Source organism: Aeromonas tecta (assembly GCF_000820185.1).
In the GTDB taxonomy this organism is placed as follows: domain Bacteria; phylum Pseudomonadota; class Gammaproteobacteria; order Enterobacterales; family Aeromonadaceae; genus Aeromonas; species Aeromonas tecta.
The window spans coordinates 179807-205643 of sequence record NZ_CDCA01000036.1; the positions used below are offsets into that span (position 1 = coordinate 179807).

At 59.8% G+C, this 25837-nt stretch carries 23 protein-coding genes; 2 read left to right on the forward strand and 21 right to left on the reverse strand.

The window, feature by feature from the left end; translation table 11 throughout:
• Positions 1-14: 14 nt before the first annotated feature.
• The 11 genes from BN1137_RS15805 to tapM form a co-directional block, all read right to left on the reverse strand.
• Positions 15-683, reverse strand: coding sequence for a phosphoglycolate phosphatase (locus BN1137_RS15805; protein ID WP_050719514.1), 669 nt, complete (start codon positions 681-683; stop codon positions 15-17).
• Positions 670-1344 (reverse strand): ribulose-phosphate 3-epimerase, encoded by a 675-nt coding sequence (gene rpe / locus BN1137_RS15810; protein WP_050719515.1) that lies wholly within the window; start codon positions 1342-1344, stop codon positions 670-672. Before rpe ends, BN1137_RS15805 begins: the two co-directional genes overlap by 14 nt.
• A gap of 243 nt (positions 1345-1587) precedes the next feature.
• Positions 1588-2460: a Dam family site-specific DNA-(adenine-N6)-methyltransferase gene (locus BN1137_RS15815; RefSeq protein ID WP_050719516.1), complete on the reverse strand. Its 873-nt coding sequence runs from the start codon at positions 2458-2460 to the stop codon at positions 1588-1590.
• A 70-nt stretch (positions 2461-2530) separates the two neighbouring features.
• A complete protein-coding gene (locus BN1137_RS15820) occupies positions 2531-4090 on the reverse strand; it encodes an SPOR domain-containing protein (protein ID WP_050719517.1) in 1560 nt (519 codons plus the stop codon).
• The gene (aroB, locus tag BN1137_RS15825) at positions 4080-5162 is read right to left on the reverse strand and encodes a 3-dehydroquinate synthase (RefSeq protein ID WP_050719518.1); all 1083 of its coding nucleotides are present in this window, start codon (positions 5160-5162) and stop codon (positions 4080-4082) included. The genes BN1137_RS15820 and aroB overlap by 11 nt, the downstream gene beginning before the upstream one ends.
• Before the next feature lie 16 nt (positions 5163-5178).
• The gene (gene aroK, locus BN1137_RS15830) at positions 5179-5697 is read right to left on the reverse strand and encodes a shikimate kinase AroK (protein WP_050719519.1); all 519 of its coding nucleotides are present in this window, start codon (positions 5695-5697) and stop codon (positions 5179-5181) included.
• Positions 5698-5888: 191 nt separating this feature from the next.
• Positions 5889-8090: a type IV pilus secretin PilQ gene (locus BN1137_RS15835; protein ID WP_050719520.1), complete on the reverse strand. Its 2202-nt coding sequence runs from the start codon at positions 8088-8090 to the stop codon at positions 5889-5891.
• A 16-nt stretch (positions 8091-8106) separates the two neighbouring features.
• Positions 8107-8634 carry a pilus assembly protein PilP gene (locus tag BN1137_RS15840; protein ID WP_050719521.1) on the reverse strand — a complete coding sequence of 176 codons (528 nt, stop codon included), beginning with the start codon at positions 8632-8634 and terminating at the stop codon, positions 8107-8109.
• Between the two features lie 2 nt (positions 8635-8636).
• Positions 8637-9236, reverse strand: a complete 600-nt coding sequence (tapO, locus tag BN1137_RS15845; RefSeq protein WP_050719522.1) for a PilO family type IV pilus biogenesis protein TapO — start codon at positions 9234-9236, stop codon at positions 8637-8639.
• Positions 9233-9799, reverse strand: coding sequence for a PilN family type IV pilus biogenesis protein TapN (tapN, locus tag BN1137_RS15850; protein WP_050719523.1), 567 nt, complete (start codon positions 9797-9799; stop codon positions 9233-9235). The genes tapO and tapN overlap by 4 nt, the downstream gene beginning before the upstream one ends.
• The gene (gene tapM, locus BN1137_RS15855) at positions 9787-10848 is read right to left on the reverse strand and encodes a PilM family type IVa pilus assembly protein TapM (RefSeq protein ID WP_050719524.1); all 1062 of its coding nucleotides are present in this window, start codon (positions 10846-10848) and stop codon (positions 9787-9789) included. The genes tapN and tapM overlap by 13 nt, the downstream gene beginning before the upstream one ends.
• Before the next feature lie 297 nt (positions 10849-11145).
• On the opposite strand from tapM, the gene BN1137_RS15860 reads away from it, so the two are divergent.
• Positions 11146-13635 carry a penicillin-binding protein 1A gene (locus BN1137_RS15860; protein WP_050719525.1) on the forward strand — a complete coding sequence of 830 codons (2490 nt, stop codon included), beginning with the start codon at positions 11146-11148 and terminating at the stop codon, positions 13633-13635.
• A gap of 64 nt (positions 13636-13699) precedes the next feature.
• Here the strand turns inward: BN1137_RS15860 and oxyR are convergent, their stop codons facing one another.
• The 4 genes from oxyR to BN1137_RS15880 form a co-directional block, all read right to left on the reverse strand.
• Positions 13700-14596 (reverse strand): DNA-binding transcriptional regulator OxyR, encoded by an 897-nt coding sequence (gene oxyR / locus BN1137_RS15865; protein ID WP_050719526.1) that lies wholly within the window; start codon positions 14594-14596, stop codon positions 13700-13702.
• Positions 14597-14750: 154 nt separating this feature from the next.
• The gene (locus BN1137_RS15870; RefSeq protein WP_050719527.1) at positions 14751-16385 is read right to left on the reverse strand and encodes a methyl-accepting chemotaxis protein; all 1635 of its coding nucleotides are present in this window, start codon (positions 16383-16385) and stop codon (positions 14751-14753) included.
• 175 nt (positions 16386-16560) lie between these two features.
• Complete coding sequence (locus BN1137_RS15875) at positions 16561-17199, reverse strand: DsbA family protein (protein WP_050719528.1); 639 nt, start codon at positions 17197-17199, stop codon at positions 16561-16563.
• A gap of 74 nt (positions 17200-17273) precedes the next feature.
• Complete coding sequence (locus BN1137_RS15880) at positions 17274-18131, reverse strand: Vmh family MBL fold metallo-hydrolase (protein WP_050719529.1); 858 nt, start codon at positions 18129-18131, stop codon at positions 17274-17276.
• Between the two features lie 121 nt (positions 18132-18252).
• Here BN1137_RS15880 and BN1137_RS15885 point away from each other — a divergent pair, with 121 nt between their 5' ends.
• Positions 18253-19158: a LysR family transcriptional regulator gene (locus BN1137_RS15885; protein ID WP_050719530.1), complete on the forward strand. Its 906-nt coding sequence runs from the start codon at positions 18253-18255 to the stop codon at positions 19156-19158.
• A gap of 47 nt (positions 19159-19205) precedes the next feature.
• On the opposite strand, the gene BN1137_RS15890 is transcribed toward BN1137_RS15885, so the two are convergent.
• The 6 genes from BN1137_RS15890 to BN1137_RS15915 all read right to left on the reverse strand — a co-directional run bounded on the left by BN1137_RS15890 (position 19206) and on the right by BN1137_RS15915 (position 25759).
• Positions 19206-19988, reverse strand: a complete 783-nt coding sequence (locus BN1137_RS15890; protein WP_050719531.1) for a BPSS1780 family membrane protein — start codon at positions 19986-19988, stop codon at positions 19206-19208.
• A gap of 34 nt (positions 19989-20022) precedes the next feature.
• Positions 20023-21069: a fimbrial protein gene (locus BN1137_RS15895; RefSeq protein ID WP_050719532.1), complete on the reverse strand. Its 1047-nt coding sequence runs from the start codon at positions 21067-21069 to the stop codon at positions 20023-20025.
• The gene (locus tag BN1137_RS15900; protein WP_232306952.1) at positions 21062-21793 is read right to left on the reverse strand and encodes a fimbrial biogenesis chaperone; all 732 of its coding nucleotides are present in this window, start codon (positions 21791-21793) and stop codon (positions 21062-21064) included. Before BN1137_RS15900 ends, BN1137_RS15895 begins: the two co-directional genes overlap by 8 nt.
• Positions 21790-24261, reverse strand: a complete 2472-nt coding sequence (locus tag BN1137_RS15905) for a fimbria/pilus outer membrane usher protein (RefSeq protein WP_232306953.1) — start codon at positions 24259-24261, stop codon at positions 21790-21792. The genes BN1137_RS15900 and BN1137_RS15905 overlap by 4 nt, the downstream gene beginning before the upstream one ends.
• A gap of 189 nt (positions 24262-24450) precedes the next feature.
• Positions 24451-25206 carry a fimbria/pilus periplasmic chaperone gene (locus tag BN1137_RS15910; protein WP_232306954.1) on the reverse strand — a complete coding sequence of 252 codons (756 nt, stop codon included), beginning with the start codon at positions 25204-25206 and terminating at the stop codon, positions 24451-24453.
• A 10-nt stretch (positions 25207-25216) separates the two neighbouring features.
• A complete protein-coding gene (locus BN1137_RS15915; protein ID WP_050719534.1) occupies positions 25217-25759 on the reverse strand; it encodes a fimbrial protein in 543 nt (180 codons plus the stop codon).
• Positions 25760-25837: the final 78 nt, after the last annotated feature.

The window sequence follows — 25837 nt, forward strand, 5'->3', positions numbered from 1 at the left end:
TGTTCTGATCCTTGTTATTCAACCAGCAGGGCATCGAGCTGAGCAAACTGCTCGCATACCCAGTCCGGGCGGGAATCTGCAATGGGGCGGCCATAGTTATAGCCGTAGGTAAGCCCCACTACCTTCATGCTGGCGGCCTGGGCGGCCAGCACGTCATTTTCGGAGTCGCCCACCATCAGGGTGCGAGCGGGGCTGACGCCCAGTGCCTGGCAAGCATGCAACAGCGGGGCCGGGCTCGGCTTCTTCGGTTCCACACAGTTGCCACCCAGCCAGAGTGCGAAGCAATCACTGATGCCGAGGGCATCGAGGATGGGTTGCACAAAGTGACTCGGCTTGTTGGTCACCACGGCTTGCCGGTAACCGAGTTGCTGCAGGCGGCGCAGGCTCTGCTCGACCCCCTCATACATGGTCAGCCCTTCCAGCAGGCAGGCCTGGTAATGGCTGTCGAACAGCGGGCGGGCCTTGGCAAACAACTCGGGAGCACCGCGGTAATCCAGCGCGCGCTGGATCAGCTTGTCGGCGCCATTGCCGACCCAGGTGCGCACCACGGCTTCCTCCGCCTCGGCCAGCCCCAGCTCGCTGAGGGTACGGTTGACCGCCAACGCCAGCTGGGAGGCGCTGTCAATCAGGGTGCCGTCCAGATCGAACAGCACCAGATCGAATTCACGCTCAGCGTTTGACATGGCTAAGCTCCGCGCGCATCTGATCGATGACCGCCTTGTAATCTGGCTGACTGAAGATGGCAGAGCCGGCCACAAACATGTCGGCACCGGCCGCTGCGATCTCGCGGATGTTGTCCACTTTGACTCCACCGTCAATCTCGAGGCGAATGTCACGGCCGCTCTCGTCGATCAGGCGGCGCACCTGGCGCAGCTTGTCGAGGGTGCCGGGGATAAAGCTCTGACCACCGAAGCCCGGGTTGACCGACATCAGCAGGATCACGTCCAGCTTATCCATCACGTACTCGAGGCAGGAGAGCGGGGTGGCCGGGTTCAGCACCAGACCGGCCTGGCAGCCCTGCTCCTTGATGAGACCCAGGGTGCGATCCACGTGATCGGAGGCTTCCGGGTGGAAGGTGATCAGATCGGCGCCCGCTTTGGCAAAATCAGGAACGATGCGATCAACCGGCTTGACCATCAGGTGCACATCGATGAGCGCCTTGATGCCATAGTCGCGCAGGGCCTGACAGACCATGGGGCCTATGGTCAGGTTGGGGACATAGTGGTTGTCCATCACATCGAAATGCACCACGTCGGCACCGGCGGCCAGCACCTTGGCGACATCCTCACCCAGACGGGCGAAGTCGGCGGAGAGGATCGAGGGGGCAATCAGAAAGTCTTTCATCAGCGTCATCCATTGGCAGCGTGGCAGAAAAAACGGCGCGATTTTACCGTAAAAGTCAGTCGAAAACGACATGAAAACGGGTAACCGAGTTTACCGCGCCCCTTCGCCGAAAACGACCGGCAAGCGGGCCAAACAGCATTTGGCATGCCGGACCCCATCTCAAACCCTGAAACCACCGTCAGCGGTCAGCAACAGGGTCACGGAGCGGAAACGGCGGCGGCACCCTGAGGTGCCGCCAGCAAACTAACCCAGGGAGACCAATTCGGTGTCGCTGGGGTAATAACCCTGCTCGGGCGCGATGCCGGGCGGATAGAGCGCCAGCAACTCGGCCACCTTGTTGCGACCGCTGCCGTTGCGACTGATGGTACGCTTGACCAGGATCTCGTCCAGTCTGGCGCCGCGATAAAGCTCACGGGTCAGCTCGATGTCGTGATTGCTGATAAGCACCGGCACCCCCTTGTGGGCGGCGGTGTGACGCGCGAGGCGCGCCAGCAGGGCCTGATCATCCAGGGTAAAGCCGCCAGCCGAGTAGCTGGTGAAGCTGGCCGTGGTGGAGAGCGGCGCATAGGGGGGATCGCAGTAGATCACCCAGTCTTCTTGCGCCCTGGCCATGGCATCGGCGTAGCTTTCGCAGATGAAGGTGGCCTTTTGCGCCTTCTCGGCGAAGGCCCACAGCTCCTTCTCCGGGAAATAGGGTTTCTTGTAAGAACCGAACGGCACATTGAAACCGCCCTTCTTGTTGTAACGGCACAAGCCGTTGAAGCCATGACGGTTCAAGAACAAGAACAGCTGGGCCCGCTCAAACCCGGCCTCGGTCTGGTTGAACTGGGTACGCAGCCGGTAGTAGGCGGTCTTGTGGTTATGTTCGGCCACAAACAGCTTGCGCGCCTCGCGGATGAAATTGTCCGGTTTCTGCTTGAGATGGTTATAGAGACCGATCAGATCCGGATTGATGTCGTTGAGCACGTAGGCATCGTAATTGGTGTTGAGAAACACGGAGCCAGCCCCGACGAAGGGCTCCAACAACACACGCCCGGCCGGCAACCGCTCGGCTATCTCTTCGGCCAGGGAGTATTTTCCCCCGGCCCATTTTAAAAACGCGCGTGTTTTTTTCATGGAAATCCGGTGTTAAGAAGGCATTGCCCAAAAAAGGGGGAAGATTCTACCCCCTTACTGGGCGCAATGGCTATTGCTTCAACTCTTTTTGTATCTGGGCAAAGGACTTGGGCCAGGGCTGTCCCTTGAGCAAGGCAGGAGACAGCTTGCGGATAGCGGCCTTAGCCTGGGTGCTGTTGGCATAATCACCCTGTATCACCACATACCAGGGACTGCCACGGAAGCGAGTCTTGTAGACCCAGATCTTGCCCGCCAAGCCGTTTTCGGCCACAAACTTGTCGACCGCCTGGGTATTGCTCGCCCCCATCAGCTGGATGCTGTAGTGGTTCCTGGCCTTCTTGTTCAGGGTCGCGGCCGGTGTCAGTGCCACCTTGGGCGCCGCAACGGCCATGGGCTCTGCCGTTGGTGTAGCTTTGACTGCCCCATTGGCCGCAGGCACGCCGCCGAGGGTCTTGGAAGAAGTAGCTGGTTGACTGGCTGGCGTCGCCATTTGAGTAGAGGCAGCCTGGGAACTAACTCCCGTCAGCTCATCCACCACCGCCGTGGGCAACGCGCCGCTGACGTTGGGCTGCTTCATCAGCTTCTCGACCACCTCGTCGGAGATGACCACCCGGCGCCCCTCGTAGTTGGTCGACTCGGTCGTCACCGTCTCGCTCTCAACCTTCTTGGGCAGCGGCTTGGCATCGGGTTGCCAGTCTCGCGCCAGCTGATTACTGCTCTGATTCGTCGATGTGGCTCCGTCAGTGGCCTGGGCGGTGCTGGTCGCGCCAGCGTTCAGTGGATCGCTGCTAACGGGATCAGGCAGCGTCATATCTTGGGACGAAGCCTGGGTGTCATTTTTGCCCTCGTTATCGAACAGGGGCAGATAGCTCAGGGCCAGCAGGCCAGCCGCAACCAGCGCCAACACTATCGCTATCTTCTTGACGGGCAACTCGGCCTGACGTTTCTTGGGCCTTCTGTCGGTCATGATATCCTCCAATGACTGCATGATGGCGGACGGATGTCCATTTGCCGCACTCAGAATCTCTTCAACTTTCAGCTTGGACAAGAGGGCCGTCGGGATCTTGAGCGCCTTGGCCTTCTCATACAAGAAGATGCGCTGCTCCGGCGCACTCAGTGGCGCGACTTCAAGCTCGAGCGCGGGCATGGCCCGCCCCTTGAGCTGCGGCTTCTGGCTGCGACACCAGGCGTCATTGCCCGACAGCAGGATTGCCAGCTTGTGGGGGGTATCGAGGGTATCGTTATGGCGGCACAGCGCCCACAGCTCTCCGACCAATTCGGCAGGTAGCTCGTCGGCGCGTTCAATGGCCAGCAGCAGGGTCGAGGATTTCCCCTCGAGCATGCGAAAGAAGCTGTCAGCCAGCGCATCCTGCGGATTGAACAGTGGCCTGGCCACCACCTGCTGCAACAACAACTGGCGCACATCCGCCATCTTCATGGCGGCGCTGCCAATGAGGCTCACTACCCGCACGCAGTCAGGCAACTGGCCCAACAAGGATTCGCACAGGGTGCCACGACCGCTGCCGGCTTTACCGGAGAGAAAAATAAAGGGGTGATTGAATTCAATCAGGTGCAGCAGCCGGTCAACCAGCTGCCGCTGGGAAGGAAGTTTAAGTAATTTATTCGTCACGACCAGACTCAATCACCGCCATTAATTGTGCATCTGTCACATCGGCTACTACTTGGGCATGGCCAATCCCGACCGGCAATACAAGTCGCAACTTGCCTTCCAGCACCTTCTTGTCACGGCGCATATGACGAATAAAGGCGGCAAAATTCATCTCGGGCGGTGCCTGAACCGGCAGATCCGCCGCTAGCAGCAGGTTGCGGATCCGAGCAACCTGAGCCGCATCCAGATCGCCACGGGCCTCGGCCGTTATCGCCGCCAACATCATGCCAGCCGCGACCGCCTCGCCATGCAGCCAGTTACCGTAGCCTTTCTCGGCTTCGATGGCATGGCCGAAGGTGTGACCCAGATTCAGCAAGGCACGCACACCCTGCTCGGTCTCATCCTGCGTCACCACATCGGCCTTGATCTCACAGCAACGGCGAATGGCATAAGAGAGTGCGGCAGTGTCAAGCTGCTGCAGACGCACCATGTTGGCTTCGAGCCAGATGAAGAATTCAACGTCCCAAATGATGCCATACTTGATCACCTCGGCCATGCCGGCGGCAAACTCACGCGCAGGCAGGGTCTTGAGGCAGTCGGTGTCGATGATGACATGCTTGGGCTGATAGAAGGCACCCACCATGTTTTTGCCAAGGGGGTGGTTGACGGCGGTTTTGCCGCCGACGGAGGAATCTACTTGGGAGAGCAGCGTGGTAGGCACTTGAATAAACGGAATGCCACGTTGATAGCTTGCCGCAGCGAAGCCGACAACGTCACCTATCACGCCGCCCCCCAGGGCGATGAGAGTGGTATCACGCCCATGGTTGGTTTCCAGCAGGGCGGACATGATCCGCTCGAAGGTTGCCAAGGTTTTATAGGCCTCGCCATCCGGCAGGATCAGGTGCTCGACCTGAAAACCGGACAACAGCTGAATGACCTGCTCAAGATACAAGGGGGCAACGACAGTGTTGGTCACTATCATGACCCGCTTGCCCTTGATCGACTGCGTCAGCACCTCGGGGTGTTGCAACAGACCTGCAGCTATCTCAATCGGGTAGCTGCGTTCACCCAGTTCGACCTTCAACCTTTCCATGGACGTCCTCTATTGATTACATGCCAATCAACTTAACAATCTGATTGGCAACAATTTTAGCGCTCTGATCATCCGTCTGGATGACAAAGTCAGCCACTTCTTCGTACAGTGCATTGCGCTCTTGCGCCAGACGCTCCAGCACCTCACGCGGGGGCTCTTCGGTTTGCAGCAGGGGACGACGCTTGTCCCGCTGGGTACGAGCCAGCTGCTTCTCAATGGTGGTTTCGAGGTAGACCACGATGCCGCGCGCAGAGAGTTTGTTGCGAGTTTCGCGACTCATGATGGCACCACCGCCCGTAGCCAGCACGATACCCTGCTGCTCGGCGAGGTCGCCTATCACTTTCTCTTCGCGGATCCGGAAACCCTCTTCGCCTTCAACATCGAACACCCAGCCGATATCGGCACCACTGCGGCGCTCAATCTCATGATCTGAGTCGAAAAACTCCATGTGCAGTTGTTCTGCCAGATGTCTACCTATGGTGCTCTTGCCCGCACCCATGGGACCTATCAGGAAAATATTGCGTTTCTCAGCCATGTCTTTTCGTTAGTAATTACAAACTGTATGGCCCCGGTAAACAGTCGACCGGGGTACCTATGAACCTTATCTTGCGATGGATCAGGAGGGGGATTATCTCAATAGAAATCAGGACTGGCAACCGCAGCCCTTACGCCCCAACCTCATTGGGGCGTAAGGTTATATGTGTTTTACCCTCATATGTAAAGCATTCAGAGGGTGTCTGTGACTATCCGCGGGGTCACGAAAATCAGCAGTTCACGCTTCTTGTTCTCGCTGGTGGTTTTCTTGAACAGGTAGCCAAGACCGGGAATATCTCCCAGCAGCGGCACCTTGGTCACGTCGCTCTTGATGGTCTGCTGATAGATGCCACCCAGCACCAGCGTCTCACCGTTATTGACCAGCACCTGAGTGGTGATCGACTGGGCGTTGATGGAAACCGCATCACCGGTACCGGTTGGCACGGTTTCCCCCTTGGTATCCTGGGTCACGGTCAGATCCAGAATGACTCTGTTGTCAGGGGTGATCTGCGGCGTGACCTTGAGACTCAGCACCGCCTTCTTGAAGGTGACAGAGGTCGCACCACTGGACGATGATTCCACATAGGGGATCTCGGTCCCCTGTTCAATCAGCGCCGGCTTCTGGTTGGCCGTGGTCACGCGAGGACTCGCGATGATCTCGGCCTTGCTCTCCTTCTCCAGCGCCGACAACTCAAGATCCAGCAAGGTACCATTGGCGAGACGGGCAACCTGGAAGGCGAGCGTGCCCGCCGCATTGGTCACCGGCAGATTGACGTTCAGTCGATCTTCAATTTCTGGGCGAGTATTTATGCCTGTACCATTACCTGACCCGTCATTACCCTCTATGCTGCCCGAGGTACTGTTGCCATGACCATCGTTCTTGGTGACCCCCCAGCGCACCCCCAGCGCCTCGTCGAAGCCATCATCGATGGTCACCATACGAGCCTCAATCACCACCTGTTTGACCGGAATATCGAGAATATCCAGCATCCGCTTGACGTTGCTGATGACGTCAGCAGTGTCCTTGATCACCAGCACGTTGGTCCGCTCATCCACACTCACCGCCCCTCTGGGGGAGAGCAACTTGGTACTCTCGGAGGAGAGCAACGCCGCCACTTCAGCCGCCTTGGCATAGTTGATTTGCAAATATTCGGTGTAGAGCTGCGCCAGATCGGCGACCTGGTTGCGACTCTCCATCTGCTGTTTCTCACGGGCGGCTATCTCGTCTGCCGGCGCCACCAGCAGGATGTTGTTATCCAGCCGTTTGTCCAATCCCCTGACCTTGAGGATGATGTCCAGCGCCTGCTCCCAGGGCACGCCATCGAGGCGCAGGGTAATATTGCCTGAGACCGAATCCGTGGTCACCAGATTGAGATTATTAAAATCAGCGATGATCTGCAGCACGGTTCTCACCGGAATATCCTGGAAGTTCAGTGAGATAGGTTTTCCCTGATACTGCTTGGCCGTGGTGGAGGCGACGCGCTTTTTCACCTCAATGATGAACATCTTGTCGGCCTGATCGTAGCGGTAGTCAAACTGGCCGTTGACCGAGAGTTCGAACAGGGTGTCGTTGCCTTGGCGGAAGACTTCGACCTGAGATACCGGGGTCGCGAAGTCTTGCACATTGATGAGATTGAGCTGATCATCCGGGACGCGAGTGCCATGGAATTTGGCCAGTACCTTCTGACCACGACTGCTGACATCCACCGCAGCCGAGCTGTTGTCCAGTGTCACCAGAAACTCCCCCTGCCCCTCCTTGCCACGGCGAAAATCCACCCCTTTGACCGAGTTGAAATAGGCGCCCCCCGTATTCGCCTGCAAAGCGGGCAATACCGGCTTGCTCGCCGCAACAGGCACGGGAGCCGAGACGGGTTGAGATTGATACTGGGGCTGGTTCTGGGCTATCCGTTGGGTATCGATGAGAGCCGACTGGACGGCCGGCTGGCTCTTGACCAGAGCCGACTGGCTTGTAACGGGAGATGTTGCTGTGGCCGCGACCGGCTGGCTGGCTTTTTCCCCCAGTGACACCAGCAATTTGTTGCCCTGCTGATGAACCTGATAAGGCGTTAGCTGATCGAGCGCTATCTTGATGTCCAGCCCCTCTCCCTTACCTTCAACCTTGATGCTGTCCACCCCTTGTTGCTTGATCGGCAATGGATTGACCGTCAATGCCCCTACCGCACCGGGCACATGCAGCAATAGCTGATTGGGTTCATAGGATAGCCTGTCGGTAAAGCCGCTCACCGGCTCACTGAAATTCAGCTCCAACAAGAGCTGATCGGCCAACAGTGGATTCACTTTGACCTCTTGCAACGTTGCCACCGCCCACACTTGGTTGCATACGCCCAGACACAGCAGCGCCACGCCGGTCATCCTGCTTATTGTTGTTCTCATCTCTGCTCATCCCTGATCATAGTTTTGCGTCGAGATTGGCCATGGCCAGCTGAGTTTCTCGAGTGACCCAGCATCCTTTGCCATCCGGTATCGTCTCCATCAAGTCAACATGGGTATTGGTGATCTTGATGATTCGTCCCTGATCCAGCCCCATATGTTGATTCAGTCCGACACGCACGGCTTGCCCATTTGGAGTTCTGATCAACGCCCATAATTGCCCCTGTTTACCAATTGAACCCTGCATGCTCAGGCTGGCCAGTGAATAGCGCTCCAGCACCTCCTTCTCTCGATTGGCCACTATCTGGGCACAGTCGGGTTGGACCTTGGCATCCACTTTGGAGCTGGTCTCGGGTTGGGGCTCAATGAAGGGGCTGCGTTCATCACTATGTCGATAAGCCATAGGCGCAAACGGCTTTATTTCCGGCAAGGGCTCGATAGGGGTGGGCTGTCTCGCCTTGGTCTGCTGCACATACTCATCCATGTCCTCCTGCCCACCGCAGGCCGATAACAGCAGCACCGGTAACAAGACGCAGAACGCTCTCATGCTCATGGTTGCTGCCCCACACCCTTGCCGTTGTATTTGTAGGTCTTGGCCAGCATGGACATGCTGATCATTTCCCCCTGCTCCTTGCTCTGATTGAGCGTGAATGACTCCAGAATCACGATCCGTGGCAAACCGGCCATGTCGGCGGTGAACTTGCCGAGCTCGTGGTAAGTCCCCACCACTTCGATGCGCATGGGGAGCTCGGTCGAGAACTCGTGCTGAACCTCGGCTTCCCAGTTGATCCGGTTTAATTTGAGCCCGTTATCGGTGGCGATGAAGCTGATGTCATCCAGCAACCCCGCGACTTCATGGGTATTGGGTAACTGCTTGAGCTGGGCATCGACCAGATGTTCCAGCTGCACCATCTGTTTCTTATATGCCCCGAGGTTGGCAGCCAGCATCGCCTTGCTCTCGAACTGAGCCTTCAGCTCAGTCTCTTTGCCTGTTTCCTGGCGCAATGTCGTCAGGGAGCTGGCGATCACATAGTAATAAATGGCGCCACCGAGCAAGGCACAACAGAACAGAATGAAGATCCCCTTGGCCACCTTGGGCCAGCGTGCTATTTCACTCAGATCCAGTTCATTGAGCTGCTGCAGATTCATTCTTGCTCCTTAGCCGCAAGGGTCAGCGTGGCAATCTGGAACATCATGGAGAACTGGCTGAGTGCAACGGGAGCCAGATCCGCCGTGAAGATGGTGCTGAGTTGAGATTGTCCTAGCCAGCCTGAACCATCGATACGCCGCATCATGCTGGCCACCCGGCCATAGGCTTCGGTCTTACCGTTGACATCGATGCGGTTGTCTTGCAGTGCAAGGGTGTTGAGATACACGCCGTTGGGTACTAGCACAGGCAACTGATTGAACAGGCGCACCGGTATATTGCGCCGCGCCTGCAGCAGCTCGATGAGCTGCATGCGATCGATAAGCTCCTTGCGCCGCTCCTTGAGCAACCGGATCTCGCCGAGCTGGGCATCGAGTATGGCCATCTCCTGCTGCAGCCGTTGATTGCGTTGTTGCTGATGGTCGATCTGCTGCGCCACCAGCCAGTCGACGGCAAACGCCAGGGACGCCGTCGCCGCCAGGAAAATACCGATCAAGGCACCAAATTGCTTCTTCTGACGCTGAGCCCTGGCCACTCGCCAAGGCAGGAGATTTATATTTGACATGGTGTGAAGCTCCGCAGTGCCAGACCCAGCGCGGCCATGTATTTGGCCCCATGAACGAGCCCCCCCTCACCCTTGGGTTTGCCGAGCAGCGCAAAGGGATCGGGATGAAATACCTCACAATGGAGCTCACTGCCGAGTTGTTCTACCAGACCTGGCAATAAGCTCCCGCCCCCCGTCAGCACCAGTCTGGGCAGTTCCTTGTTGCCCGATGAGCTGCAAAACAGCTGCACATTGCGTCGGACCTGCAGCATCAAGGTATTGAGATGAGGCATGAGCACCTCTTGCTCGTGATCGGCAGGCAGGGCGCCTTGCAGCTTGGCAAACTCGGCGTCTTCCAGAGTCATGCTGTAAAAAGAGGCCAGCGCCTGGCTGTATTGATCGCCGCCAAAGTTCTGCAAGCGGGAATAGATGACCTGTCCCCTGAGCAGGGCGGCAAACGTCATGGCGCTGGCGCCGATGTCGACGATCCCAACCGGTTTATCCGCGCTCTGCAGCTCGGGCAGGCAGGCCAGCACCGCGCGTCCCAGCGCGTGAGCCCCCACATCCACCACCTTGGTGATCATACCGGCTTCGGTCAGCGCACTGACCCGGCCATTGACGCTCTCGGTGCGAGCCGCACTGAGTAGCACCTCCTGGCGGCTCTCATCGGCCGTCAGACCGAGGATCTCAAAATCCAGGCTGACCTCATCGAGCGGGAACGGGATGATTTGCTCAGCTTCCAGCTGAACCTGGCTCTCGAGTTCGTTGTCGTTGATATTGGCATCGACCTGGATGACTTTGGTGATGACGTTGGCGCCGGTCACTGCGGTGGCGACGTGCTGACACTCCCCCTGAATAAGCCGTTTGAGTGACTTGAGGGACTGACTGACACGCTCTATGTCCTGCAGTTGATAATCGACCAGGGTGCCCTTGGGCATGGCGATCTCGGCGACGGACTCGAGATGCGGCTTGCCGGAGCGGCCACTGAGGGTGACGGCCTTGATGGTTTGACTACCAAAATCAATGCCCGCCAAGGAAAGAAGCGATCCTTTGCTAAATAGCCCAAACATATACACATCCATGCGTTATTGGGTTTTAGGACTTATTGTAGGCCACCCCATCGAGAAGATGGTGGCTTACCTCAATATAATGCTCTATCTATCAATGTCATAAAGTTTGTATCAAAAGTTGATGTAGCTCTCCTTTCCGCCCCGGCCAGCGACCCTTGGTAATTGCGTCATGGAATGCTACCCTCGCGCCTCTTCTCGAGGTCCAGGTCTGCGGACAGGAAAACCTCGAATCTGCGGGGGTAAAAAGGCTATACTCTGCGCCCGTTGGCTAATTTTAAGACGATTGGTAGTTCTTCCATGCTGAAATGGCTCGTTCGCCTGTTTATTGTGATGATGCTGGGTGCAGCGCTGGGTGTTGCCAGCCTCATCGGCATCTACTTCTACATCAAGCCCCAGTTGCCCGATGTGAGCGCACTGCGCGATATCAAGCTGGCCACCCCGATGAAGGTGTACAGCCGGGACGGGGAATTGATCTCCCAATTTGGCGAAATTCGTCGCATCCCGTTGCGTCTGGACGAAATTCCTCAGTCCATGATCGATGCGGTGCTCGCCACCGAAGATGCTCGCTTCTATGAGCATCCGGGGATCGACCCCATCGGTATCATCCGGGCCGCGACCGTCTGGGCCGTCTCCGGCCAAGCTCGCCAGGGTGCCAGTACCATCACCCAGCAGGTTGCGCGCAACTTCTTCCTGAGCAATGAAAAAACCCTGGTGCGCAAGGTCAAGGAAGTCTTCCTGGCTTGGCGCATCGAGCAGAATCTCTCCAAGGACGAGATCCTGACGCTCTATCTCAACAAGATCCCGCTCGGCTACCGGGCATTCGGGGTCGGTGCTGCCGCTCAGGTCTACTTTGGCAAAGATATCAAAGACTTGACCCTGGATCAGATCGCCATCATCGCCGGTCTGCCCAAGGCCCCCTCCATGCTCAACCCAATCCGTTCACCCGAGCGCGCCTTTGCTCGCCGCAACGTGGTGTTGGGACGGATGCTGGAGACCGGCAAGATAACGCAGGCTCAGTTTGACGAAGCCTCCAAGATGCCCGTCAAGGCCCGTTATCACGGTGCTGAGACCACCCTCAATGCTCCCTATCTGAGCGAGATGGTGCGCCAGAAGATGGTGGAGCAGTTTGGCGAAGACGCCTACACCATGGGGCTGCACGTCTATACCACCGTCACCGCCAAGCGCCAGCGCGCCGCCCATCAGGCGCTGCTGGACGGCGTGTTCGACTACGACACCCGTCATGGCTATCGCGGCCCGACCGCGCTGCTGTGGAAGGCCGGTGAGCCTGACTGGAATTACGAACAGATCATGGCTCACCTGGCCAAGCAACCCACTTACCAGCCGCTGATGGCGGCCGTGGTCACCAAGGTCGCTGACAAGAGCGCCACCTTGGTGCTCAAGAATGGCAAGCAAGCCGAGCTCGGCTGGAATGGCATCAAGTGGGCGCGTACCTTCATCACCGATGATCGTCAGAGCTATGCACCGAAATCGGCGCGAGACGTGCTGAAAGTCGGCGCCCAGATCTGGGTACGTGAGAAAGGCGAAGAGCTGCTGCTCTCCCAGATCCCTGACGTCAACGCGGCCCTGGTCGCCATGAATCCGCAGGACGGGGCCATAGAAGCGCTGGTCGGCGGTTTCAGCTTCGAGCTGTCCAAGTTCAACCGGGTCGATCAGGCGCGCCGTCAAGTCGGCTCCAACATCAAGCCCTTCCTCTATGCCACCGCGCTGGAGCAGGGTTACACCCTGGCGTCGCTGATCAACGATGCACCGATCAACCAGTGGGATCCGGCCAAGGGCCCCATGTGGCAGCCCAAGAACTCCCCGGCCATCTATGAAGGTCCCACCACCCTGCGCCTCGGCCTCGCCAAGTCCAAGAACGTGATGTCGGTGCGGCTGATGCGCGCCATCGGGCTCGATACCTACATCGACGGCCTGACCCGCTTCGGCTTCGCGCGGGATCACATCTCCGCCAACGAATCCCTGGCGCTGGGCGCTGCCGAGTTCACCCCGCTGGAAGTGGTGCGTGGCTATTCGGTGCTGGCCAACGGTGGCTTCCAGGTGACCCCTTACTTCATCACCGAAGTGACCGACAGCTTCGGCACACCGCTGTATCAGGCCAATCCGGCCGCCGCCTGCCGTGACTGCGGCGTGCTCGCCGCCGCCGGCCTCGACAGCGCCGATGCCTATGCCAATACCGTTGGTGACTGGAAAGCCCAGTGCCCGATCGATCCCGTGGTACCCAACAACATGGCGCCGCAGACCATCAGCGCCCAGAGTGCCTTCCTGGTGACCGACACCCTGACCACCGCCATCTGGGGTGGCAACGGCTGGCGTGGTACCGGCTGGCGCGCGGCCCGTGACCTCAAGCGTCACGACATTTCGGGCAAGACCGGGACCACCAACGAATCGCGGGATGCCTGGTTCTCCGGCTATACCCCGAACCTGGTCGCCACCTCCTGGATAGGGTTTGACAACCACCAGCGCGGCCTCGGCCGGGCCGAATTCGGGGGTGGCGCCGCCCAGCCCATCTGGATCGACTTCATGAAGACCGCCCTGCAACAGGTGCCTGAGCGCAAGATGCCGGTACCGGAGGGGATCATGCAGGTACGCATCGATCGCGAGACCGGCCTGCTGACCAATCGCACCGATGGCAGCACCATGGAGGAGTTCTTCAAGGAAGGCACTGAGCCGACGCGCTTCGCCAGCCAGATCTCCGATGGCAATCAGGTCTATGGCGGTGATGGCTCCAGCAGCGATGGCCCCGTCTCCACCGACGACATCTTCTAAGCAGCACCCGAAGACAAAAAAACCGGCGCCCAGGCGCCGGTTTTTTTATATGACCATCAGCACATCAAACCAGTAATGACTTAGTTAGCAGCGAGATACGAGCGGCCAGCTCATTAAAGCAGGGCCTTCGCACTGAGTAGTGGCGATAAAGCAGCGAGATGGTGCGACCCGGCACAGGGTCGACCACGGGTCGGTAGCTGACCCCCCTCTCTTCCGGATTGGCGGGCACGGCGAGCCGGGGAACCAGAGTCAGGCCACTGCCGGCCGCGACCATGTTGCGCAGCGTCTCGAGACTGGTGCCCTTGAAGCGTTGATCCTCGTCGATCCCGGCGGCAAAACAGAATCCCATCGCCTGCTCTCGCAGACAGTGGCCGTCGGCCAGCATCAGCAGTTTCTTGCCCTTGAGGTTGTGCAGCGGCACCGCCTTGGCCTGTGCCTCGGGATGGTGCTGGGGCACGGCGAGCCACATGGGCTCCTGATACAGCGGGATGGCGCCAAATCCGTCCATCCCGCCCAGCTCCGCCAAGATGATGCAATCCAGGGTCCCCTCCTCCAGCCGTTTCAGCAGCGCCTGGGTCTGCTCCTCATAGAGATAGAACTCCAACTTGGGGAAGTGCTCTCGCAAGTCCTGAATGATGTGGGGCAACAGATAGGGGCCGACGGTGGGAATGAAGCCGATGTGGATCTCGCCGGACATGGGCTCGGCAAAGTGCTGGCCTATGCTTTTCAGCTCGCGCACCTCCTTGAGCACCTTGCGGGCCTGCTGGGCCATGGCATCGCCGGCGGGGGTGAACAGCACCTTGCGGGAGGTACGCTCGATCAGGATCACTCCCAACTCATCTTCCAGCTTGCGCAGCTGACCACTTAAGGTCGGCTGGCTGACGAAACACCGCTCCGCCGCCTTGCGAAAGTGTTTCTCCTCTTCCAGCGCTACCAGGTACTCGAGATCGCGAAGGTTCATACATCCTGAATCCGGCCAACCAATGGGGCCATTAGCATGCCCAAGAACGACCGGAGGGACAAGGGATGTCCCATGGAGAAGTGATGGGGTGGATGAAAGGAAGCGGGCCTGAACGCTCGTCCAGGCCCGCTCAATGCTCCGCACAGGGATATAGTCACACCCTGAAGCGGCGCACCATCTCCTGCAGCTGGGTGGCCAGCTGATTGAGATCGTTGCAGGCTGCCGCCATCTGGGTCGCCCCGGCCACCACCTCCTCCGAGGCATGGCTGATGTTGACCACATTGCGATTGAGCTCCTCACTCACCGCCCCCTGCTCCTCGGTCGCCGTCGCTATCTGGATGTTCATCTGGGAGATGCTCTCGACCGAGCCGCTGATCTCGGTGATGGAGGCTCCCGCCTCCCGCGCCGTGCCCACGGTTGCCTGCATCAGCGCCTGACTCTGCTGCATGGTGCTGCCCGCCTGCTCCGCCCGTTGCTGAAGCTCGGAGATGATGGTGTTGATCTGGGCGGTGGAGTCCTGGGTTCGCTTCGCCAGCGTGCGTACCTCGTCCGCCACCACCGCGAATCCGCGGCCCTGCTCGCCAGCCCGGGCCGCTTCGATGGCGGCGTTGAGGGCCAGCAGGTTGGTCTGCTCGGCGATGCCGCGGATCACCTCCAGCACCATGCCGATGTTGCGGCTGTCGTCGCCTAACTGGCGGATAATCTCGGCGGTGCTCTCGATGGCGGATGCGACCTGCTCGACCCGCACGATGGAATCGTTGACGGTGTGGGCCCCCTGCTCGGCGGTGCCGCTCGCCTGAGTGGCCGCTTCCGCCGCCTCGTTGGTGTTGCGGGAGACCTCCTGTACCGTTGCCTGCATCTCGTTCATGGCCGTCGCCAGCTGATTCAGCTCATGCTGCTGACTGTTCATGCTGGTCGCCGACTGCCTGGCCACCACGCTTATCTCCTCGGCGGCCGAGCTGAGCTGCACTACCGAGCCAGACACCTCGCTGACCAGGCTGCGCAGGCGGTCCTGCATCTCGCCAAAGCCCTTGGCCAGTTGCCCCAGTTCGTCGTTGTTGAACAGGTTCAGATCGAGCCGGGTCGCCAGATCCCCGCCCGAGACCTTCTGGGTCTGGGCCAGCAACAGCATCACCGGGTTGCGGATGAGCCGCGTCAGCAGCCAGGCCACCACCACCACGAACACCACCGTGAAGAAGCCTATCAGGATGCTGAGCGTCCTGGAGTTTTCATATACCCCCTCGATGGTGGCTGTCATGTTGCGGGCAACCTTGTCGTTGATGTCCCGCAGCACCAGGGCCTGCTTGCTGACGGCGGCCAGCGCTGTCATGGTGACCCCTTCGCGCAGAGACATGACTCTGCCCATATCCCCTTGTTGCAGTGCGGCGGCAAGCTCGTCATGGGCATCGAAGTATTGCGCTGCCGCCGCCGTGAGCGCCTTGAACTCCTGCTCTTCCTGAGCCGACGTAAATGGCAGGGCCGCATAGGCCTGGGCGGAGGTGGCAAATTCCTGCTTGGCCGCCTGATAGACCTTGTCATAGCGCGCCACCCCCTCCTTATCTTCCCCGGAGATCACCATGTTCAGCTCGGCCCGACGCGAATTCAGCAGGGAGACCTCCATCTGGTTGGCGGCCTGCATGCTCGGGATCAGGTTGCCCGTGATCAGGGTCGTGTCACGAAAGAGCCCCGACAATTGCGACACCGAGAACCACGCCAGTGCGACCACCAGCACGGCCAGGGTGGCGAATCCACCGCTCAGCTTCTGACTAATTGACATGTTTTTGAACATGATGCGTATCCTTGGCGATCTGAGATGTATCTGGGTATTTCATACCCAAATGATGACTATTCACACGGAGATAAATCTAGCTGCATCTCCCTATATCGTCAGCCTAAGGCTAAGCATGAGTCCATATCGGCACGCAAAAGCACTGTTCAGACCAGATCACCTATTTATCTTATGGTTATACCTGCCTCAGCTGCGCAGCGAGATAATCGGTGAAGGCCGCGGGATCGCCCAGATAGGGAGACACGGGCAAGGAGACGAGGCGATCCCCCTGCATCAGCCCCAATGTGGGATAGCCCTGGCCGCCGAGACGACGCAGCCAGCCTTGGCTCTCGACCAGATGCTCATTCAGGTTCACCTGCTGATATGCCTGCTCGAACGCCGCGGCCGTGATGCCCTGCTCCTGTGCGAGTACCGTCAGATGAGCAAGGGAACCCACCCACAGACCGTCGCGGTAATGGGACTGCTGGATGCGATGCAGCATGGTCAAGCCATCCCCTCCCAGGGCACTCACCGCCAGGATGGCGCGAATGGGCGGCTCGGAGTCGAGCAGCAGGCCGTCCTTGAGCAGCAGTTCATCGAAGTAACGCTGCCCAAATGGCTGGCCGGTCAGGGCCTGGATCCGCTCATCGTGGGGCCGCACATAGTCGCGCAGCGCCGTCCCCATGGGCTGACGACGCTCGCCGAGCCAGAGGCCACCGGCATGCAGGGCAATCTTCAGCCCTGGGATCCGGGCCGCGGCCTCGAGCAGGGGGGCGGCGCCATAGCACCAGCCACAGAGGGGGTCATAGACGTAATGCAGGGTCGTCTCGTTCATGGGGTCACTCCAGAAAATCAAAAAGCCGGGCAACCACTGCCCGGCAAAAAAACACAGGGAACAGACTCAGGCTATTACCACTTCATCTCGCCGGTCGCGACCTTGGCTCCGATGGTCAGGCCATCGTCCAGCGGCAGCGCGGGATAGGCCTGCTTCAGTGCCTCAACCAGCTCGGCCGAGCCCTTGGCCTGGGCCAGTGCCTGCTCGAAGCGCAGAACATAGTCGCGGGTGAAGGTCACCGCCTCGGCGCCCTTGGGTTCGGTCCCGAGGAAGTGGCCAGGCACGACCCGCGCAGGTTTGAGTGCCAGTAGGTCGTTGAGAGTCTGCACCCACTGCGCCCGCGCCGCTGTCGTCTGGCTGTCCGCCATCCACACATGGGTGTTGCCATATACGGGCACGCCGCCCAGCGCCGTCTTGATGGAAGGCACCCACAGATAGGCGCTTGGGGTATTCATGGCTTTGATCTCAATCGTCTTGCCTTCCAGGGTCAGCTGGGAGGCCGTCATCACCTGGGGCACGATCAGCTGCTTGGGCGCCTGCTCGGCGAGGATGGGGCCCCAGTAGGCCAGCTTGGCATCCTTGGTCTGCTTGATATGGTCCACCACGTGTTGGCTTGCCAGGATCTTCACCTCGGGGAAGGCCGCCTTGATGGGTTCCAGGCCGAAGTAGTAGTCCGGATCCCCACCGCTGATGTAGACGGTGGTGAGCGTCTTGCCACTCTGCTTGATGAGATCAACCAGCGCCTTGCCATCATTGACCCCGAACTGGGCGTCGATGAGGATGGCCTCCTTGTCGCCGCTCACCAGCTCGGAGGAGACCGGGAAGATGGCCTTCTCGCCGGGGTTGTAAACGGTCACGGTCAGGGGTCCTGCCAGGGCGGCGCCGCTGAGCAGGGTGGTGGCCAGGGTCAGGGTACGCAGTGTGGTATTCATCGGGTGTGCCTCATTGGGTCGTTGTTCATCGAGTAAGGCTAGTTTATTGCAACCTTATCGGTACAAATACCGCATAATGAGCGCATAACTGTTGCATATATCGAGCATATTGGGGCAAAGAATGGATCGATTGACGGCATTGCGGGTATTCGTCTGCGTGGTCGAACAAGGCAGTCTGAGCGGCGCCGGGGAAAAACTGGAGATGTCGCGGGCCATGGTGTCGCGCTATCTGGCGGAGCTGGAGCGCTGGATGGGCGCTCGCCTGCTGCATCGCACCACCCGCAGGCTCAGCCTCACCGGGCCGGGGGAAGAGGCGCTGAACCGGGCAAGGGCCATGCTGACCCTGGGAGAGGAGATGGAGCAGCTCGCCAGCCGCAGTGACGAGGCCCCCAAGGGTCAGCTGCGCATCACCAGCAGCTACTCCATCTCGGAGGCCCTGCTGGTGCGAGCGGCCAACGACTACCTGGCCCGCTACCCCGGTACGGCCATCGATATCCTGCTGCTGGACAGAACCGTCAATCTGGTGGAGGAGCGCATCGATCTCGCCGTGCGCATCACCAACGATCTGGATCCCAACCTGGTGGCCCGCCGCCTCGGCACCTGTCATTCGGTGGTCTGTGCCAGCCCCGCCTATCTGGCGCGCCACGGTACCCCGCAGCAGGTGCAGGATCTGGCCCTGCACAACTGCCTCACCTACACCTATTTCGGCAAGAGCCTGTGGGAGTTTCAGGGCCCTCATGGCCCCGAGTCCGTGCCGGTGAGCGGCAACCTGAGCGCCAACATCTCCAACCTGTTGCTCAAGGCGACCCTGGATGGCGCCGGCATCAGCCTGCAGCCACGTTACTCGGTACAAGCGGAGCTCGCGAGCGGCGCCTTGGTGCCCTTGCTGACCCAGTGGCAACCCAAGCGGCTCGGCGTCTATGCCGTCTATGGCACCCGCAAGCAGATGTCTCCCCTGCTGCGCAGTTTCCTCGATTTTCTCATCGAGCGCATGGCCGGGGATCCCCTCTGGCAGGCCGATTCATAAACAGCAAAACGGGGCCAGCAGGCCCCGTTTTATGCACAGTGATTGGCTTATGCCTCGAAGCCAAACTCCTTGGCGGGAGGCGCCGGCTCTGTGATATCCGACTCCTCCAGATAGATGTCGCGATAGGCCGCGTAGATGGAGTAGTTGATGGCCGGCAGCACCACCAGCAGGCCGACCAGGAACAGCGCCGCCCCCAACAACAGCAGAGCAGCGCCAATCAGTCCCCACCAGAGGAAGGGCCACATGTTGCTCAGACAGCCCTTGAAGCTGAGCTTGGCCGCCTGCCAGACGCTCACATCATGGAAGAAGATGAGGGCCGGGGCGAAGGTGATGGCCATCAGCACGGGCACCATCAAGGCCAGCCCCAGCAGCAGGCAGAGCAGGAGTCCCTGCGCCTGTGCCACCGTCAGCGTCAGGGTTTCCGGATCCTGGGACAGCAAGCCGGTCAGATCCCACAGGTGGAGCACGGCAAAGCAGGCCAACAAGATCAGGCAGAACAGCGACAGTACCAGCAGCCCCCCCAATACCAGTGGCGTCAGCTTGTGGCGAAATCCGGCAAAGAAGTCGGCAAACTGAAGGGGCTGACCCGCATAGCCCCGCTGCGCCACCACCACCCAGCCAGCGCCCCACACCATGTACAGCAACTGAGAGATAAAACTGCCTGCCGGCAACTGCTCCAGCACAGTTCCCACCACAAACCAGAGCACTATCATGGCCACGCTGGCCCCCATGCCCTTGTTGAAGATGTCGAACCCGGTGCGGATCCAGACCCAACCCCGCCCGATGGAGTGGCGCTTGGGCTCTCGGCGCAGACTGTTGTCACTGTTCATCATCAACCTCATTGTAAAACGGACGGAAAACACCTCAGGGGACAGTCACGGTAACCATGATGGTGCCGGTATAGGTACCGGTACGAACCACCTGCCCCGGCAGCTTGGTCGGGTACAGCCTCACCTTGTAGTCGGTATTATGGGTGGCTGCAGCATAGGGTACAGCGATGGCGGTCGCGAATGGAATAGGGGTTAGAGTGCTCTGCTCCAGCATCCCCACCCCGACCCCGGCCAGGCTAGTGGTGATAAAACGATTCTGGCTGGTGAGCGCGCCTCCGAAGCTGTAGCTGAGCGGCACAGTGTAATCACTCGGGATCTGGCTGCAAGTTACACTCACATCCACAGTGGGGGGAGCATAGCCCTTGGGGACCTCGCCTTCGACGAAGGCGCTCTGGGCCACGGCACCGAGATTGATGGGGATATTGGTACCCGCCGGGAACTGGCAGGTCGGGGTCGAGGTGACGCTGATATTCATCGCCAATGTGCTGAAGGCATTGGCCGGGCTGGTATCGGGAGCACTCCCGCGACGCACAAAAAGATAAGCGACGTTACCGCTGAAGGTCTGGGTGCCCGTAACGCCTTTGAGTAGTTTGAGGGTATAGCGACCGCCGCTCACACTGATCCCACCCACCGTCAGATTGGCCACGTTGGGGATGCAGAGAGCCAGCACACCAAGAGAGGTATCGCTGAAGGGTATTGTCTGATAGCCTCCGGCTCCCGCATTGAACTCGGCTTTGAGTCCAAAATAGGTGTTGAGCTGGATGAGAGTCCCCAGAGGATCTGAGACGGTGGGCAGGCTGGTAGTGGCCTGATAATAGGTTGTCGCCAGCAACCCCACCGTGACCCCAGTACAGTTGCAAGTAGCCGAACTGGTGGTCAAGAAGGCGGTGGGGCCGCTGGTAGCTCCAGGCTGGTAGAGGGTGTTGGTGGTACTGATAGGGCCGGTAGCCACGAAGGCGCTGGTGCATTGACCATTGACGGCATGGGCTTTTGGCTGCCATAGCAGACACCCCAGCAGCAAGGCTCCCACCACCCAGAGGTTCGACCCGCCTAGCCCATCATGCCCCGCTTGTTCAGTCATGCGTGTTGCCTCCCTGCCTGCCTAGCACGAGTCCCTGCTCATGATAGAGTCCATCGTCGTCAATCCAGCGCACTCTTCCCTTATTGGCAGTCATTTCAACCAACGGAATTGGAATTTGTAGCATGCCATAGGGTGGGATCAGCCCCCCCTGTTGCCAGCTGACCTTTCTTGTCCCCGCCTCGAGCAGCACCTCGCTCAGGCTGATATGAAAGGGGCTCGGGTTGCTGACGCTGAGCCCTTGTGTCTGTGTCTGCCAACGAAGCCGGGTAACCGCCTCCGCCACCGACCCCTGCAAGCCGGGCGGGCGATAAAACAGCTTGATGCGAGTACGATAAGCGAGCTGTACTGTCCCTGCCGAGCCGGATGCCTTGGGTGGCAGCCCCAGTACATTGAGCCAGAACAAGGATTCCCGATCTCGAGGGAGCGCGCTCAGATCCGCCCCCAACACCCGCAACGCCTGCCCCTTTTCCGGCCCCAACCGCATCATGGGTGGCAGCACCAAAAAGGGTGTCGAGACCTCGGCCGGTCCCTGATTTTCATTCCCCCCATCGACCCAGGCCTGCAGCAGGCTGGGAGCCGCGCCCTGGTTGTGAACCATCACACTGACTTCGCGGGCGCCGCCATCATAGACAAGCCGGGTGCTCAGCAGGTTGAGCGCGGCCTCGCAATCTGGCCACCACAGCAGGGTGACCACGGCCAGAGAGGAAAGCAGTGAAGTTTTCATGAACCTGCTCCGGTGACCAGGCAGCGGGCGGCGACCTGCTGATAAGGTACGGCGGGATCGGGCTTGGGCACCCGATAATCCAGCCGGCAGTGCTGATCGCTCTCCTGCCCCCATTGGACATAGAGCACCGCCTGCTCACCGCGCACGAAGATAAGTCCCCCCTGGCCGACCACGGCGACCGAGCGACCGGCACCATCGACCACATCGGCCCCGAACGGCAGGACGCTGCCATCCGGCCGCGTCACCTTGAGCAGCAGCGGCTGACCGACATGGGTCTCATAGGCCAATTTGACGATGGCTCCCCGGCGCGGAGCAACCATCTGGGCGCTGCCATCTATCTCCACATCCAGCGGCAAGCCGCTCGGATCCAGGCCGATGATGTTGGTGCGATAAGGGTTGAGCCCGGCCAGCACGGCATAACCATCGGCATCCACTTCGCTGCCGATCCCGTGACTGACCCTGGCGCCCTCGGCGCCTTTGGCCTCGATCAATGCCATCGTCTCTCCTTGGGTCTGACCCAGCACCCAACCATCCTTGTGCACCAGCAGAGTGCCCTTGGCCGACGCTACATATTGGGAATAGCCCTCCCCCTGACTGGTTGAGAGGCCCAGCTGGGTTGCGGGCGTCTGATATTGCACATTGGCACCATAGCCCTGATAGCCGGCGCCACTGCCCTGGCTCTGACTGCCGTAGAGCCCATAGTAAAGCTGCCCGTCCCGGGAGCCGCCATTGAGATCCAGTCTGGCGCTGTAACCCTGCCCCTCCTGATAGGAGACGGTGCTGCTCAGACGAGGTGCACCGAGCCGATCGCCGATGGGAATACTGAGACTCAGCATATATTGATCGCCCACCCCGTCGTCCAGCGAATGGCTGGCCGAGAGCGTCAGATTACCCCAGTCAAAGCCCCGATTGTAGCCGAGCTGGAAGCTGCTGCTCTTGTCCTGGCCCCCCCAATAATCGCGACTGATGCCGTTGAAATAGAGATCCCCCCAGTCCCCTATGGGTTGATTGACGTTGAGCTGGAAGCGATTGCGCTCCTGCTGCACCTGATCGAACGTCTGCGCCTGCGCGGCGGCCACATCGCTGAGATCCAGATAACCCTCGCTGGAAAAACGGTAGGCCGCCAGGGTGAAGTAGGTCTGTGTTACATCCATCTGTTTGCTGTACGTCAGGCGATAGCTCTGCCCCGAGGACGACGGGGGCAAGTCGGAGATGGCGGGCAGATCCCGCGCCCAGGAGCCGGTGACATCGAGCGCCAGTGCGCCGTAGTCAGTGCCCACCGCGGCGCCCCCCAGCAGGGCGGCATAGTCTTCGGCGGCGATGGTGCCGCCGTACAGGGTCAGGGTGTTGGAGAAACCGCGTCTATAGGTGCCTTGCAGAAAATCCGGGCCATCGGGGCCAGCGTCATTGCGGTAACGGCCCAGGGTCAGGCTGAAGCGAGAGGTGTCATCCCGCAACATCTGCACCACGGAAGAGAACGGCAGGGTGAAGCTGCGGGTGCTGCCATCCGCCTCCGTGATGGTCACGTCCAGATCACCGGCGAAGCTGGTGGCATAGAGATCGTCGATGGCAAACGCACCGGGGGCGACCTGGGTTTCATAGATGAGGGTGCTGCCCTGACGGATGGTGACTCTGGCATTGCTCTGGGCCACGCCGCGCACCACGGGGGCAAAGCCTCGCTCGAAGTCCGGCAGCATGGCATCGTCGCTGGCCAGCTGCACGCCGGTGAAGGGCACACTGTCAAAGCTGTCTCCTGGGGTAAAATATTCCCCCAGGGTGAGCTGGGCAGTCTGCGAGGTAACATCCCGCTGGGCATAAGTGTTGAGCGTCTGGTAGCTGCCACCCTCACTGCCCTGCCATGAGCCGTTATGACGCAGGCGCCAGGCCCCCAGATTGATCCCCGTATTGAGGTTGACGCTGTTGCTGAACTGCTCGTCGGTGCCACTCTGCTTGCTGTAATAGAGGTTGGCATTGTAACCGACGAAGGCCGCATTGATCCCCTGCACCCACTGCTCCGGGCCAACATAGTCGCGCCTGACTTGACCGACGTAGGCCTGCGGCAGGCTGAGGGCACCGCTCAGGCTGGCCAGATCGAAGACGAAGCTTGCGCCCGGCACCAGAGACTCCACCTGTATGCAGTCTCTCTGGAGCTGACGCTTCACCGACTTCTGGTTTGGCAGCTTGTCCACCAGCAGTCCCCACTGTTTAGGCTGATCGGGCTGGAAGCAAAACAGCGGGATCTTGGGGTCGGGTCCGCCTCTCACCTCCACCTGCTGGCTGATCTTGTCCTTGCCATTGATGATGATGTCGAGCTGGTAATGGCCGAGCGGGATGAAATCAGCACGGGCGAAGCGAGCCAGATCGATGTTTACCCCCAGACTGTCGAGCAGTTGACTGTCAAATTCGACATCGGCAGGTGCGGTAGGTGTGGCAGCGGAAACGGCTGGCGCAGCCTCGTCAGCCAACACGATCGTTCCCCATAGCAGCAGAAACACCCATCCGCAGCCAGATCCCGCAATGCCTCTCGGATGCGAAGCTTTGACATAAGGCATTGAGTGCTGGGGATCACTGGCTATCAAGGCATCCCTCCCCTCAAGATTGGCAGAAACCCAGGGAGAGGATGAACGGCCATCCGGCTCCCGCGCCATGACACGGGATCAGTTGAACACGAATCGACCCGCTTCGCGGGCCCCATAATCATTGAGCCAGTAGAAGGTCACCGCCTTGGCATGCACAGTGCCCGACAAGCGGTCGACAGGAAAATCGAAGCTGCCTCCCGGCGCTACCATGCCACCGCTGAGATTGCTGTAAGACTTGGCCTCGGCGGTCTGCAACTCCAGATTGCTGATGCTGACGTGATAGAGACTCGGATTGCTGGCCCGCAGCGCATACCCCTCACCCTGCCTGACCAGACGCCAGTTCAGGTGATTGGCGGAGTGCTCGATGTTGCCGGCCAACCCTTCTGGCCGATAAAACAGCTTGATGCGTGAGCGAAAGGCAAGCTGAACCAGATTCTGACCCGCCTGAGTGGATTTCGCGCTAGGCGGAACTTCCAGCACATTCAGCCAGAATACCGACTCGCGATCTTGTGGCAGCCCCTGCCCGACATAAGAGAGACGCAGCGACTGGCCGCGCTGGGCCTCGATACGCGTGATGGGAGGGGTGATCAAGAAGGGAACCGCGTCGACGCCCGGGCGGATGCGGCGATCGCCGGCATCCAGCCACACCTGCACCAAGGAGGGGGTATTGCCCTTGTTGGTTAGCTCCAGAGTGACCTCACGGGCGGCGGCAGGGTAGATGACCCGGGTGCCGGAGATCTGGACGTAGCTGCTAGCCTGCCAGGAAACAAACAGCGCCATGCACCAAAGATAACGGCACAGTACTACTTGGCTAGGCCCCCAGAACCGGCTCACGGGGCGGATCTCAGTGGTAGTCCAGCGAATAGATGAGATCCGCCGAGACCAGACCTGCACCAACCGCGCCCGTGGCGACATACTGGGCGCTGTAATAGAGGGTGGCCGTCCCGGTACCGCTGAAATTGACCAGGGAGTTGTTGGTATTGGTGCGAAGGTCGATGGCCGTGCTGTTAGCCGACAGGATCTGCACCTCCACATTCTGGGCCGGGTTCTTGCCGCCCGCAGCGACCGCCTTGTTGGTCAGGTTGCCCGTGGCTTGGGCTACCCCGACATTCTCAAAGTAGGCTCGTACCGATCCCGTGACCGGGCAGCTGGTGAGCGCGAGGTTGAAGCCTGTCGCCCCTGCGGTCTGGCCTATGCTGGTCAACGCATTGGTACTGACGGTAGGCAGGGTCACGATAGCCGAGGCGCTACCACCATTGACGGCGATGGCGCAGGTACCGGCGGTCACTTCCCCGTTGATGGTAATGGTACCGTTGAAGGCCGCAACGGGGACCGATACTAGTCCGCCCATCGCGAGTGCAAGCATAACGAGAGCATTCGTCTTCATCACAACCTCCATTTACCCTGAGTGCCGCTGGCGACTGCCATGTCCCTGCCAGCGTTATATCCCTTCTCTTACAATGGG